The sequence below is a fragment of the Mycobacterium asiaticum genome (assembly GCF_001673365.1).
Classification (GTDB): Bacteria; Actinomycetota; Actinomycetes; order Mycobacteriales; family Mycobacteriaceae; genus Mycobacterium; species Mycobacterium asiaticum_A.
Genome location: NZ_LZLS01000068.1, coordinates 30,176 through 43,525 on the forward strand (window position 1 = coordinate 30,176; position 13,350 = coordinate 43,525).

At 63.0% G+C, this 13,350-nt stretch carries 12 protein-coding genes; 7 read left to right on the forward strand and 5 right to left on the reverse strand.

Annotated features, from left to right (window positions below; translation table 11 throughout):
* The first annotated feature begins 19 nt into the window (after window positions 1-19).
* A complete protein-coding gene (locus A5634_RS07530; protein ID WP_065143434.1) occupies window positions 20-1,558 on the forward strand; it encodes an HNH endonuclease signature motif containing protein in 1,539 nt (512 codons plus the stop codon).
* Here the strand turns inward: A5634_RS07530 and A5634_RS07535 are convergent.
* The 4 genes from A5634_RS07535 to A5634_RS07550 all read right to left on the reverse strand — a co-directional run bounded on the left by A5634_RS07535 (window position 1,527) and on the right by A5634_RS07550 (window position 5,378).
* The gene (locus A5634_RS07535) at window positions 1,527-2,915 is read right to left on the reverse strand and encodes an FAD-dependent oxidoreductase (protein ID WP_065143435.1); all 1,389 of its coding nucleotides are present in this window, start codon (window positions 2,913-2,915) and stop codon (window positions 1,527-1,529) included. The genes A5634_RS07530 and A5634_RS07535 overlap by 32 nt on opposite strands.
* A 51-nt stretch (window positions 2,916-2,966) precedes the next feature.
* Complete coding sequence (locus A5634_RS07540; RefSeq protein WP_253861512.1) at window positions 2,967-3,638, reverse strand: alpha/beta hydrolase; 672 nt, start codon at window positions 3,636-3,638, stop codon at window positions 2,967-2,969.
* Between the two features lie 59 nt (window positions 3,639-3,697).
* On the reverse strand, window positions 3,698-4,531 hold the full coding sequence (gene bla, locus A5634_RS07545; RefSeq protein ID WP_065143443.1) for a class A beta-lactamase: 834 nt from the start codon (window positions 4,529-4,531) through the stop codon (window positions 3,698-3,700).
* A gap of 97 nt (window positions 4,532-4,628) precedes the next feature.
* On the reverse strand, window positions 4,629-5,378 hold the full coding sequence (locus A5634_RS07550; protein ID WP_065143437.1) for an SDR family NAD(P)-dependent oxidoreductase: 750 nt from the start codon (window positions 5,376-5,378) through the stop codon (window positions 4,629-4,631).
* A gap of 35 nt (window positions 5,379-5,413) precedes the next feature.
* Between A5634_RS07550 and A5634_RS07555 the strand changes: the two genes are divergently transcribed.
* Window positions 5,414-5,824, forward strand: coding sequence for a F420-dependent biliverdin reductase (locus A5634_RS07555; protein ID WP_065143438.1), 411 nt, complete (start codon window positions 5,414-5,416; stop codon window positions 5,822-5,824).
* A 7-nt stretch (window positions 5,825-5,831) separates the two neighbouring features.
* Here A5634_RS07555 and A5634_RS07560 read toward each other — a convergent pair whose 3' ends face one another.
* The gene (locus A5634_RS07560) at window positions 5,832-7,295 is read right to left on the reverse strand and encodes a hypothetical protein (protein ID WP_065143439.1); all 1,464 of its coding nucleotides are present in this window, start codon (window positions 7,293-7,295) and stop codon (window positions 5,832-5,834) included.
* A gap of 227 nt (window positions 7,296-7,522) precedes the next feature.
* Between A5634_RS07560 and A5634_RS07565 the strand changes: the two genes are divergently transcribed.
* The 5 genes from A5634_RS07565 to A5634_RS28095 all read left to right on the forward strand — a co-directional run bounded on the left by A5634_RS07565 (window position 7,523) and on the right by A5634_RS28095 (window position 12,589).
* Window positions 7,523-7,837 (forward strand): DUF2563 family protein, encoded by a 315-nt coding sequence (locus A5634_RS07565; RefSeq protein WP_065143444.1) that lies wholly within the window; start codon window positions 7,523-7,525, stop codon window positions 7,835-7,837.
* 11 nt (window positions 7,838-7,848) lie between these two features.
* Window positions 7,849-10,206, forward strand: coding sequence for a hypothetical protein (locus A5634_RS07570; RefSeq protein WP_081290262.1), 2,358 nt, complete (start codon window positions 7,849-7,851; stop codon window positions 10,204-10,206).
* A gap of 35 nt (window positions 10,207-10,241) precedes the next feature.
* Window positions 10,242-11,192, forward strand: coding sequence for a hypothetical protein (locus A5634_RS07575; protein ID WP_253861511.1), 951 nt, complete (start codon window positions 10,242-10,244; stop codon window positions 11,190-11,192).
* A gap of 178 nt (window positions 11,193-11,370) precedes the next feature.
* Complete coding sequence (locus A5634_RS28090; RefSeq protein WP_155769408.1) at window positions 11,371-11,817, forward strand: hypothetical protein; 447 nt, start codon at window positions 11,371-11,373, stop codon at window positions 11,815-11,817.
* 238 nt (window positions 11,818-12,055) lie between these two features.
* The gene (locus A5634_RS28095) at window positions 12,056-12,589 is read left to right on the forward strand and encodes a hypothetical protein (protein WP_155769409.1); all 534 of its coding nucleotides are present in this window, start codon (window positions 12,056-12,058) and stop codon (window positions 12,587-12,589) included.
* The last annotated feature ends 761 nt before the right edge of the window (window positions 12,590-13,350 follow it).

Genomic DNA, 13,350 nt, shown 5'->3' on the forward strand with positions numbered 1-13,350 from the left:
GCCTCCTAAAATCGAAAGCATGTTCGACTCGGATTTGCCCGATGCTGTCGCCATCGCCACCGTCGACGACGCGACGCTGGTCGGGGCAATCGGGGGGTGGGGGCGAGCCGAAGCCGCCGCGGCATCCCGCCGCTTGGCCGCCATCGCCGAACTGGTTAGCCGTCGGACCACAGGCGACGTCGCACACGACAGGTGGTCGTGCGACAACTGGGACAATATTGCCGCCGAAGTTGCTGCTGCATTGGGCGTCAGTCATAAAGTCGCCTCTGGCCAGATGTATCTCGCCGTGGCCTTGCGCGACCGGTTGCCCCGCACGGCTGCACTCCTCGCCCACGGTGCGATCAGCGCGCGGCTGGCTGCGACCATCGTTTGGCACACGCAGCTGATCAAAGACTTCGAAACACTGCAGTTGGTGGACAAGACACTCGCCGAGGATGCGGTGCAATACGGACCGCTCTCGGCAAACAAGACCGCCCAAGCGATCGACGCGATCATCGATCGCTATGACCCCGGCGCCCTACGTAAGACCCGCGCCTCCGCCCGGAGTCGCGATGTGGTTGTCGACATCGCCAACGACGAGTCCGGCACCGCTGCATTCTGGGGGCGGTTGTATGCCTCGGATGCGACCGTCCTGAATCGGCGCCTCACCCAGATGGCCGGCGAGGTCTGCGACGACGACCCCCGTACGCTGGCCCAGCAGCGCGCCGACGCTCTTGGAGTCTTGGCCGCCGGCGGTGAACGCCTGGCGTGCGAATGCGATAAGCCAGACTGCCCTGCTCAGACCGGTAGCGATCAGCGGGCGACGGCCGTGGTCATTCACGTGATCGCCGACGCCGAGTCGCTGACCGCCGAACCCGATCCACATATGTCCGGCGAGGTCGCGGTACGGCCCATCACGCCGGAGATGACGCTGAGCGAGGCGCTGGCCCCCGAGCCGGAGCCGCCCGGTGTTCACTTGCCCGCCGGCCACATCCTCGGTGGCGCAACTGTTCCCGCGCCGCTATTGAGCCGGCTCGTCGCGGCTGGTGCGAAGGTCGCACCGTTGGGTCGCCTTAGCGACACAGCACCCGGGCCTGGCTATCGGCCGCCCGCGACGCTCGACCGGTTCATCCGCTGCCGAGACATGACCTGCCGGTTCCCAAATTGCGATCGGCCAGCCGAGCTTTGCGATGTCGACCATACGATTCCGTACCCGATCGGTCCGACACATCCGTCGAATCTCAAGTGCCTCTGCCGAAAACACCACTTGCTGAAAACTTTCTGGGGCGGCAACGGCGGCTGGCGCGATCGTCAATTGTCCGACGGCACCGTCGTCTGGACTGCGCCGACCGGACGTACCTACACCACCCGTCCCGGGTCGCGGCTGCTGTTTCCCACCTTGTGCCTGGACACAGGTGAGCTGCGCACTGCCGCAACGGAAGACCGCCCATCCACGCATAGCGGGCTGATGATGCCGCAGCGACGTCGCACCCGCGAGCAGGATCGCATGTATCGCATCGACTCCGAACGCGCGCTCAATAATTCGGCTACGCCGCGCCGGTCCTCAACGCAATCCTAGGTTCGGCGCTTTCATCGACCGGGCGCCTGCGCTGGGCCCGGGCGATCCGCAGCAGCATGGCGGGTCGCAGCAATCGAACGGCCGGGTCGACCATTGCCGTGACCCTCATGAATTGGGCCGCGACAGCGGGGTCCGATTCGGCCGCGACGAACACCGGTTCCAGGCACGCGTTGCTGATCCGCATCGTTAGTGGTCGCACTCCCGGCACTTCCGGAAGGGTCAGATCCGAGGCGACAGCCGTTTGCCAAGCAACCCGGACCTTCTTGGCGGCGAGCCGGGTGAAGCGCCGGGTAAGACCGGGGCCACCGCGGCGCAGACAGTCGCGCAACACCGTAGCCTCCAGAGCCGCGACCGTCATGCCCTGCCCGTAAATGGGATTGAAGCTGCAGACCGCGTCGCCCACCACCAGCAGGCCGTCGGGGGACCGGCGCATCTTGTCATAGCGTCGCCAGCGGTTCGACGGGACCCGATGGTGCACCACCTCGTCGACGAGCTCCGCCGCCCGCAGCGCCTCGGTGACACGAGGGGACGCCAATTCAGCTGCGTAAGACAGGATTTCGTCGTAGTCCCGGGGCGGTTCAACCCCGGCCATCGTACCGGCACCGACCATGTAGGTGTTGTTCTCGTAGCCGATTATTGCCAGCATCCGCGGCCGCCCCGGCTTGGGGAAGTGCGCGATCATGTGCTCCTTGATCACGCCGGGCGGTATCCGCACGAGTTGACAGGCGTAGGCGAGTTGCACCTTCACTTCGTCTTCGATGGGACGTTGATAGCCGAGTTGTTCGAGGAATAGCGGTGTCCGCGAACCGCGTCCGGTGGCGTCGATGACGAGGTCTGCGACCACCGTCGTCTCCTGATCGCACGTGCGGTCCACCAGTCGTACCCCAGTAACCCGGCGACGGTCCGGGGTCGCGGTCAGACCGACCACGTCGTGGCCCTCGCGGAAAGTCACGTTCGGCATCGCCTGAACTCGTTGCCGCACATTCCATTCCAGTATCGGCCGGCTTGGGGACAGAATCTGCGGCGCATCCGCCGACCTGCCCGACCGGACCAAGCGATGACCGGCGAACGACCAGTCAAGTTTGGCGAAATCACCGTCATCCCAGGTGCTAGCGCCCTGACTCAGCAGGTCGGCACGTATTCCGGGAAACAGCTCGTCGAGCACCTGGGTGAGCCGCGCGAGGCAGGCATGGATCAGTCTTCCCTGTGGGACGCCCCGCCGGTTGACGGGATCGGCCGGAAGGATGTCACGCTCGACCACCGTGACCTTGTTGTAGAAGTCGGCCAGCACCCGTGCGGCCAACAGGCCGCCCATACTGGCGCCCAACACCACTGCATGATTTCCGCGTTGCTCCATTGCCGCAGTGTGCGGCGCGGCCGACGTAGCCGAATAGAGTAGGTGGCTACCTCATTTTGGGAGGACGTCGGCGATTCGAGCCGCGACGTCAGCGGCCACCCGTCGCGCTTCCGCCCCGCTCCCGGGTTCGTAGCGGTCTGCGGCCGGGTCGTATTCGGCGCCGGCGATCGATCCGTGGTCGGCTGCCAGCTCGACAAATTCAACCGGCCGCCCCATTTGTTGGAGTGCAGCGGCAAAGTCTCGGCTGGCACTGACCGGCACTACGTCATCTGCCGTCCCGTGCAGCAGTGTGAATGGTGAGCCGGTGAGGCCGGCCGACAGCAACTCGGTCACAACTCGACCGGAGATCGGGTCGCGGGCCATGAACGCCCCGGCCAGGCACACCGTATGGGCTATCGAAACATCGTGGCGCTGTGCATCGAGGGTGAGACCGGCCGCCGCTGCGCCTCCCATTGACCAGCCGACGAGGACGATCTGATCGGCTTGCGTCCAGCCGCGGATGAAATCGACGGATCGCAACAGATCAGCTCGCCCGCCGTCGTCGCTGTGGGAGTTCCAATCCGGCGCAACCACTGCGGCATCGTGACCGGCCAGCACCCCGGCGAGCGGTCGGACAGCGGCGCGCGCGTCGGATTGCATACCGTGCCATAGCAGGATCGGAGGTTGCTTCGGATCGCCGAAGACATCGGCCCGACGGCCCGGAGCATATTCCACCGTGTGCACAGGCATCGGTTGCCCGGGAACTTCAGATCCAAACCAGTCGGATGGGTAGGGGATCCTGGTTAGCCTCTCAGCGCTGACGCCACGATGCGCGCGGCGTCGGCGACGAACGCCTCATTGGGTTCGGCGTCATAGCCGCCCGCGACGAGATCGGTGTAGATGGCGATGACGTGTGGCACGTCACCGGGTGACCACACCACGGCGACGTCGTTGGCTCGCCCATAGTCACCCGACCCGGTCTTGTCGATCACCTTCCAATCGGTCGCGAACGCGGCACGAATTCGGTTGCCGCCGGTGGTGTTTCGTGCCATCCAATCCGTGAGCATCGCACGTTTGTCGGCCGGTAGCGCATCGCCGAGCACCAATTGTTGGAACACCAACGCGATCGCATGCGGCGAAGTCGTGTCCCGCTCGTCGTTCGGCGGGTCGCGGTTGAGTTCGGGTTCGGCCTGATCGAGCCGACTTGTGTTGTCCCCCAGGCTACGTAGGTAAGCGGTGAATCCGGAGGGACCGCCGATCTGGTCGAGCAGCAGATTGGCGGCGGTGCCATCGCTGTACCGAATCGCGGCATCACACAGTTGCCCGACGGTCATTCCGGTTTCGACGTGCTGTTCGGTGACCGGCGAGGTCGAGTTGATGTCGGATTTCGTGTAGGTGATCGTCTTGTCCAGTTGCGCCAGCGGAAACTGGTGCAATACAGCGGCGACCAGTGGTGCCTTGAAAGTGGAGCAGAACGCAAAGCGCTCGTCGGCGCGGTAGGCGATCGCACCCGTCGTTGCATTCGCAGGCACATACACGCCCACCCGGCCCCCGTAGCGCCGCTCGAGTTGGTCGAATTGGCTGTTGAGATCGGGTGCGGCCGAGACTGGCGCGCAACCCGCCAGCGGGAGAAGCATTGCGGCGGTGAGGAACTCGCGACGACTGGGCTTGGCTAGCAGCACGTGAGCAGTTCTCGTTCGTCATCAGTGTCGGCGCCGATGCCGACCACCACGATCATCGGGGCATCCTGCGCCAAACGGCTTGCGGCAACAGTTTCAGGACAAAGAACAACGGTCGCAGCACCCAGGGAATCCAAACGCTGCACCGGCCTTTCGCCAATGCCTTCGCGGTGGCGGCAGCCACCTTTTCCGGGGTGCTGGAAAGCGGCGCCGGCGTCATACCCTCTGTCATCCGCCCGATTACGAACCCCGGGCGTGCCACCAACAATCGCACCCCGCTACCGTGCAGTGCGTCGGCCAACCCGCTGACGAAGCCGTCCAATCCGGCCTTGGCAGAACCGTAGACGTAATTGGCCCGACGCACCCGCACTCCGGCGACCGAGGAGAACACCACCAGCGATCCGTGTCCGGCCGCGCGCATGGCCGTGGACAGATGGGTGAGCAAGCTGACCTGGGCGACGAAATCGGTGTGCACGATGTCGATCGCGTGTTGTGCATCGGTTTCGGCCCGAGTCTGGTCGCCGAGGATTCCGAAGGCCAGCACCGCGGTGCCGATCGGGCCGTACTCGGCGATGATCTCGGCGACCAGCGGGCCGTGCGCGGAAAGGTCGTCGGCGTCGAACTCTTTAGTGTGCACCGCCGTGGCGCCAGCCTGGAACAGCACGTCTCGTTGGTCGTCGAGCTGGTCGGCTCTGCGTGCGGCCAGCAGCACGGTCGCTCCGGACGCCAGGCGCCGCGCGAGTTCGATGCCGATCTCGCTGCGACCGCCGAAAATTACTATCGGACCAACACCCGTGTCGTCCACGGCTGTGATTATGGCCTGCGCTAGCGTGGAGTGCGATGGCCAAGACCACTACCCGGCTCACCGATGACGCTCTCGCGTTCCTTTCCGAACGTCATTTGGCCATGTTGACCACGCTGCGGACCGACAACTCACCGCATGTGGTGGCCGTCGGATTCACCTTTGATCCCAAGACGCACATCGCGCGGGTGATCACCACCGGAGGTTCCCAAAAGGCGTTGAATGCCGAGCGGGCGGGGGTCGCCGTACTCAGCCAGGTCGACGGCGCTCGGTGGCTGTCGCTGGAGGGCCGGTCCGCGGTGAACAAGGACATTGACGCCATCCGCGACGCCGAACTGCGTTATGCGCAGCGCTACCGCACCCCGCGGGCCAACCCGCGCCGGGTGGTCATCGAAGTTCAGGTGGAACGGGTGCTGGGGTCGTCAGACTTGCTGGACCGAGGCGAATAGCCCGGGTTTACGGCGGGATGGTGTACTGCACCCATGCCCCGCCGGCTGGTCCGGCTACGGCGTTCAGTCGGGAATTCTCGAGTCCGGTATGTGGCAACGCGAAATTCGAGCCCATGGCCGCACAAGCCGCGGGGGCGTTGGTGAATGTCACGGGTGCCGTCACCGACCAGGTACCCGCTCCGGTCTGGCAGCCTGCGGGATGCGCGCTTCCGCACGCGGCGGCCACCCAACGGCCGTTGACTCCTTGGAGGGTGCAGGTTCCTGCGGAGGCCCGTGGTTCGTCGGGCGCCCAACTCCACAGCGTTCCCTGAAGACGCCCGTCCTCGGGCAACAATTGGTCGAAGCCGAACAGATTGACGCCGCAGTTGGTCATCGACTGCGTTTTGGTGGGGGTCAGTGCCTCCGGATTGTTGGGTGGCCGGGTCGGATCGGCCAGTGCTGAAACAAAAATGGAGTCCTCGAAGTACCGGATGATTTTGGTGGCGTATACCGGTGGCCCGTAGGTGGCGTCGCACTTGGGGAAGGGCTGGTAGCCGAACGTTGAGCCGCTTTGCAACTCCTCGTCCTCCCAGTTGAAAACGGTGTTTCCCCATGCGGGGACGCAGTCTGTAACTAGTACGACCTGGGCGCCGGCGGCACGAACATCGTTGCGCGAGATGGTGCGTGGGAAAAAGGCGCAGCCGTTGGGAGTGATATCGGCGGGATTCGGGTGATATATGAGGCTTGTTCCGTTGGGCCGTCGTAAGCCTTGCTCGAGCGTATCGAGCGCCGAAGCGTACGCCGTGGCGTCCTTCAATTGGTCCTCGATGAGGATCAACACGACTTCGTTCGGGTTCGCGTTCAACCAATCCGTAATGGCCGGAAGCACTTTGGTGAAAAGTGGTTCAGTGGTGCAGCCCAGATTCGCTTGAGTTGGCCCACGCCCGTGACACACCGCCACCGCGCGGCGTCCGAGCTGGTTGATCTGCGGGATGTAGTGCAGGTCCAACTCGATGCTGCGGACGTCGATATCCAGCTGTTGTGTCATGGACAGCTGCTGGTTGGAGTCGGCGTGCGAAGGGGTGAACTGATGGGCCAGACTGTTGTACGAGTTGTGGGTGCCGATCCACTGGGCGTTTGCGAATGGCACCGAGTCACCGAGCGCGTACTGAAATTGCGCGGTCCGGTGTGTCCATGACTGCAGGTAGGCGACGGTTGCCGCCTGAGTCACCTTATGCGCCAGCGGCACTAGGCACAGATTGTCGTTGACCCCGAGGCGGCGGCATTCGGCGGCCACCGCGTCGGCGAATTTGCCGGTGCCCACGCACGGGAACGCAAATGGGCTGATGGCGTTGCAGGGCGCGGTCGGAGATGGTGGTGTAGGCACCTCGTTGACGTCGGCACGCACGGGCGGCGCCGATGTCAGTGCCAGTATGAATGCACTTGTCACGACGGCGAATTGCAACCATCGGGCGCAGGTGGCGCTGGACATGCGCGCAACGTTGGCACGACTGTGCGGCGCGGGCGAGAACTGTTGCCGAACTGTAGGAGTGTTGAAATCACTCTGTTAACTTTTGTCACGCTGTTCTCATCGGTACCTTCTGTCTCTCCGCGGGATAGTGCTGCGTTTGCCCGGCTCCGAGCGACAGCCGCGGTGAATTGCGGGACTTGCGGGCGACCGTTACCGTCGCCAGCGTTCTCGGACAAAAGGAGGCAACGATGTTCGTCGACCCTGCTTTACTGCGCTCGGGGGGCAGCGAATCACGACGCGCAAGCGAGCACATAGATCAAGCGGCAGAACATCTTTCGCGGGCATCAATGCAGTCCCAACTGTTTGGCGACTTCGCCGCCGCCGACACGTTTCACGCTGCGACCGGTGCGGTGCTGGCCGACCACGCACGCGTCATGTCGGGCAACAGCGAGAGTCTTGGCGCAGTCAGTCGAAGCGCGCACGTCGCCGCCGCGTCGTTCACCGCCATGGACGAGAGCAACGCCGCGGCCGTCGAGGTGGTGCGGTGCAACTTCGCCACATAGACGTTGCGGCCGTGATCGCCGAGGCCGGCGGTGATCCATGGGCCGTCAACCGAACGCTACAAAGGGGCGCCCCGGCACAGATTTCGTACCTGGCGCAGGCCTTTCTCGAAGCGGGCCAGCACACGGCGGAAGCCGACAAAGCGTTCGAAGAAGCGCGTCGCCGCTTTGTCGCGTCTTGGAATCGCGAGCACGGTGAACATCCCATCAACGACGCAGCCGAGGTGCAACGCGTTACCCGGTCGCTAGGCGTGCAGTCCCCGCAACTCGCCAAAATTGCGGTCGACTTGGAACTGGTGGCGGCGGCGTTGTCGGAGGCGCAGCGGCACTCCGCGACGCAAATACACTCCCTGGAGGGCGACCTAGAGAACATCGACCACCAACTTGGCAAGGCAATTGGGCGAGAGGCTCTGGGGTTAATATCTCCGGTTCTGGCGGTGGGAATCATTCAGGAGATCATGGACCTGGAACAGAAAGCGATTGACCGCACTGCTTCGGCCTGGAATCAGATCAACGGCATCCGCGACAAGTATTCGAACCTGCTGCACGACTTGATGACCCAAATGCGAACCAAAGACGGGTACGACGGGGCGGCGGTCGTAGCCGTCGACGCTGAAGAACCGGGGCGTTATGCCGAGCAGGAGGTACGGGCAGCGCTGGCCGGCGATCAGGCAGCGGCGGCACGCGTCAATAGTGTTTTGGATGGAATCACCGAAGAACAACGGACCGGAAAGGCGCCGCTGACCGCTGAACAGGCCGCCATGCTCAGCCAACTGCAGGCCCAAGAACATGGCATGTCCGTCGCGGATTTGCACACCGCCGAGCAACGCCTCGGTGCTCAGCGCCAGTTGATCGGCAACTCGTGGCAGCTAATGAGCAATGGTGCGCTGGTGTTTCCCCGGACCGAACTCAGACCCGGTGCGCTGCAAGGCACTGACCCGGTGAAGGGTAGTGCGGAGCTGCTTCCCGCGAGCATCCTGCAGGCCTTCGAGGCACCATGGCCCATAAGCAAGGACCAACAATCCCTATTGCTGCGGTCGCTAACCGGTAGCCAGATGAGGGCCATCGCGGACATCGTCAAGCACGGCAATCCCGCATTACAGACGAATACCGAACTGGACCGGCGCATGATCCGCAGGGCATTTACGCTGATGGAAAGCGAGGCTTGGCAGAGTGGCAGCATGGGCAAGTCTGAATTGCCATTGCCCGATGCCAGCTTTGATCACCCCGTCACCGACCTTCTGACGGCCGCGTCACGTGATCACCAGGTGGTGCACGGCATGCTGACCAGTCCCGACCGGGACAATTTCCTGCGCGACATCACTAATTATAACTGGGCCGACCGCGGGAAAAGTGTTGCGTCGCTTTTTGATTGGATAGAAGGCGCGGCTCACGGACCCGAAGCCGGAATTGCCGGAGACACGGCACATGCTTACGCCTCGTACGTGGGCAACTCCGCATCGGGATTGCTGCACCTGCCTGGGAATCACACTGTGGGCGAGATGAATCCCGAGTTGATCCAGAGCATGGCGCACGGGCTGGCTCCGTACATGAGCAATATCGCAGGCATACCAGGAGGATTGCCAGAATTTGGCCCCGCTCTCGACACTGCAACGGATTTCGAAAGCGGCCACATGCCGGTTGCCAAAGGAATCTTTTCTGTGCTGAGCACCGACAAAGCAGCATTGGAATGCTTCCACGGGGCCGCCGACGAGCGTGCAATCCTCGCCGAAAGTTCCTACGCTCAGGCACTCGCCGGTCACGCACCCGGTATGGACAGCTACGACGCCAACCTGCACGATGCCATGACACTGCGCGGCCTGGTCGACTCGGGAATACACGCAGCCACTCAGGCTGACGCCGAGAACCATCACACCACCCAGGAAGAGGCTCAGCGCAACGAATACACCTCTCGCAAGACCGCATATGAAGTTGGCGCCAGGCTTGCTAGCGCTGCAGCAGGTCTCACACCCGGGGTCGGCGCTTACCTCGGCCCAGGGGTCGGTGTCCTCGGGGCGATGATTGAGAACGACTTCATCGGACCCGCTCCGAGGGGCAGTGCTCTGATTGAACATCCGGTGCCGGATATGCCTATCGGCCAAGCTGATCGGGAAATCCTCAACTCCCTCATCGCGTTCGGACAACCAGTACCGATTGCGCCGGAATACCTCATTAACGGCAGGATAGCCACACCGGACGAATTAGCCGGCACGTCAATGGGTTTCAACGCTGGAGCATATGATCAGGTGCTTAGCCGTGCGCTGCACGAGTTCTTCTCGCAGCACTACGGCAACGGTGTGGGCAAACCGTTGATGCCCGACCAATTCATGATCGATCGCTACGACGCGGTCATCAAGGACTCCCGCCCGTAGCATCAGGCGCGGAGAGAACAGCTTGGAAGGACGCAATGAGCGGAGACGGCGATCAGCTACGGATCATCCTTGGCCAGCTCTCGCAGCTATTGGGGATACCGCCGCCACCGATGATCACACCCGACCAGTTGGCGACGGGCACCTCGAGCATCAGCCAACTGCTGCGCGCGTTGGGTGCGGCGGCGAATGCCGGTGATCCCGACGATTACGGAGAAGCACTGGCCGGCCACGATGAGCGCGAGGCCAAGACTTCGGATGCGCTGGCGAAGTTCCCGGCTAACGAAGAGGATGCCGCCGCGCAACTGGCCGGTGTTGGGGGGTCGGGCCAGCTGTCGCAGATGCTGCAGCAAATGCCGCAGATGGCTTCTGGTGTCGGCGGAGGTATCGCCGGTGCACTTGGTGGTTTGTTGCAACCGTTGAGCCAGATCCCCCAGCAACTCGCCCAGGCCGGTCAACAGGCTATGCAAGCGGGCATGGGCATGATGCAGCAAGGTTCTGGTGTCGGTGAGGTTGGGCCCGACGAACTGCTTGAGTCCGAGGGCGGATTCGGGGGCGGGGAAAGCTTCGGAGCGGCCAGCGGTGGTGGCGGTAGCGGCGGTGGAGGTATCGAAGGAACCACGCCGACCGCGATGCTGGGCCCCCCGCCGACTCCGTCGGCCGGAACGGTGCCAGCCTCGGCGCAAGTCGTAACGCCGACCCCCGCGGCGGCAACGGAACCGGCGGCGACTCCGCGCGGGGCGATGGGTGCGATGCCGATGATGCCGCCCGGAGCCATGCAAGGCGCGGCGGGGGCAGGCAATGACGCGAAACCCGACACGAAACGCATCGTCGGGCCGACGGTGAAGAACGGCGCGCCGGTCCAAGGACGCATTACCGCGCCGCCACCCCTGCCGCCCGTCGTCAAGCACGTGGACGGCAAGCCCGTTGCGACCCGTCGCATCCTATTGCCGGAGGACAAGCGTGACGGCGAAGGTGCGGGTCGTTAACGGTTGCGGCTGAGCGAAATCGTTACTAGCCAGTCAGATGACCTGGCTTGGGCTGCGACGGCAAAGTGTGACTGGCGGATTCGCATGGTGTCGCTACGATCCAGGCGTGTTGAATATTCCTCCACCGCAGTCCATTTCGGCACCAGCGCGTCAACGGTCCTCGCGATGGCTAGCGATTATGCCGCTGGCAGTTGTCTTCACTGCGATCGGCGTCGCGATTGGGGCGTGGTTGCGGCCGTTGCCCAAGACCGAGCCGTCCGCCGCGCCGAGCTATTCGAGTCAGCAAGTGGCTGAAGCGAAGGCGAAGGTTTGCGCTGCGTATACAAGAGTGCATCGCGCCGTCGGGGTGAATATGGCCCGGGAGCCAAATAACGACCCGACAACACAACTTGCCATCGCTACCAGCGCTAGGCAAGCGCTTGTCGCTGGCAGCATTTTCCTTCAGGCTACGTTATCCGATGAGCCCGCCACGCCGGTTGGTCTAGCTTCAGCATTGCGGAAACTAATCAATATTTTTCAAAGCCTGACTGTTGACTATCTGAACGGGCTTGGCAGCCCAGAGATTGACCCAACACTGCGAGCGGGTGATGACATCACTTCGAATATCGAACAAGCATGCAGCTAAGCCATATTTCAACAATGCACACCAGCCTCCCTTTGAGATGGCAAACTACCGAAACAATGAACAGCAAGCCGGTAGCCCACGGGCACACCACCGCCGGACGGCAAATGTCGACGGCCAGGGTGCGGATCGAGTCGAGAGCAAACTGGTATTCGGTTCACTTGCCTCTCAATACGCCTAATCCGTGCGCTCCTGGCGAAGTGTGACTGGCGTATTCGTGCTGAGTCGCTACGATCCACGCGTGTTCAATGTACCCACATCGCAGTTCATTTCGCCGGCATCGCCGCCGGCGCGCAACCAATCTTCACGATGGATCGCGTTTGCTTCGCTGACAGTTGCCATCGTTGCGATTGGCGCCGCCATTGGCGCCTGGCTCCGACCGTTGCCAAAATACGAACCGCCACCGGCGCCCACTTACTCGAACCAGCAGGCCTCATCCGCAACGGTGAAGGTGTGCGCCGCACACACAAAAGTGCAGCAAGCATTGACTCTCAGTGCTGACCGAGATGGCGGCAACGATCCCATCGCCATCCTGACCGTAGCCACCAGTGGAAGACAGGTGCTTGATGCTGGTAGTCGCTACCTACTGTCCACGTTGTCCGAATCTCCAGCAACCCAGCCTGAACTGGAAATTGCTATCCGAAAATTGGCCAGTGCGTACCAGCAGATAACGATAACTTATCTGAGCGGCGCTGCAAATTCTGATCCGGAGTTGCCTCCGATGCTGGATGCTGCTGATGACGCAATTTCGGCGATAGAACGGCTCTGCGGTTGACTGCCGTTCTACCGGCAAGCGGCCGCACCACCAAGTGGACCAGGTTAGGGGCCCGACGGCAGTTCACTAATCACCGCCAACGCGCTTGGAGTTCACCGCGGGAAGTGCAGACTGCGCCTGTGGGTTCAAAAACCGCACTTGGGCATATAAAAATTAGCCATCTACCGCAACAAGGGGATCATGGTCGGATATCGACGGCATGCGTGCTGCGACCCGTCGCATTCGGTTGTCAAAGGGATGGGCGCGACAGTGAAGGGACGCTACCACGTAGCAAACTGCGCAGCGGTGCACTCCCCTGATAGACGACCTGGGTTGGGCAGCGTTGGCAAACTGTGACTGGCGGATTACCACAAGGTCGCTACGATCCACGCGTGTTGAACATCCCTTCACCGCCGCCCATACCCTCGGCATGGCCGCCAGCGCGTAAGCAGCCCTCACGATGGCGAGCGTTTCTGTCGCCCGCAATTGCCCTCGTTGCAATCGGCGTCGCCGTTGGCGCCTGGCTTCGGCCCTTGCCCAAGTACGAACCACCTGCGGCTCCCACTTACTTAAGTCGGCAGGCCTCAGACGCGAAGGCGAAAGTGTGCGCTGCATACGCGACAGTGCATCGGGCAGTTCTCGCCAACACAGGTCGGACCGGTGACGACGAGGCGACCGTACAACTTGCCCTGGCTGCACATGCGCTGGCTATGACAGCCTGATTTGGCCCCAGGGGGACGGCTTGATGTGGCCCCACTTGCTCGACACGCCGGGGTAGTTAT

Coding starts and splice junctions, on each gene's coding strand:
- A5634_RS07530 (WP_065143434.1), top strand. CDS start 20: ATGTTCGACTCGGATTTGCCCGATGCTGTCGCCATCGCCACCGTCGAC.
- A5634_RS07535 (WP_065143435.1), bottom strand. CDS start 2,915: ATGGAGCAACGCGGAAATCATGCAGTGGTGTTGGGCGCCAGTATGGGC.
- bla (WP_065143443.1), bottom strand. CDS start 4,531: ATGCTTCTCCCGCTGGCGGGTTGCGCGCCAGTCTCGGCCGCACCCGAT.
- A5634_RS07555 (WP_065143438.1), top strand. CDS start 5,414: ATGGCCAAGACCACTACCCGGCTCACCGATGACGCTCTCGCGTTCCTT.
- A5634_RS07560 (WP_065143439.1), bottom strand. CDS start 7,295: ATGTCCAGCGCCACCTGCGCCCGATGGTTGCAATTCGCCGTCGTGACA.
- A5634_RS07565 (WP_065143444.1), top strand. CDS start 7,523: ATGTTCGTCGACCCTGCTTTACTGCGCTCGGGGGGCAGCGAATCACGA.
- A5634_RS07575 (WP_253861511.1), top strand. CDS start 10,242: ATGAGCGGAGACGGCGATCAGCTACGGATCATCCTTGGCCAGCTCTCG.
- A5634_RS28090 (WP_155769408.1), top strand. CDS start 11,371: ATGCCGCTGGCAGTTGTCTTCACTGCGATCGGCGTCGCGATTGGGGCG.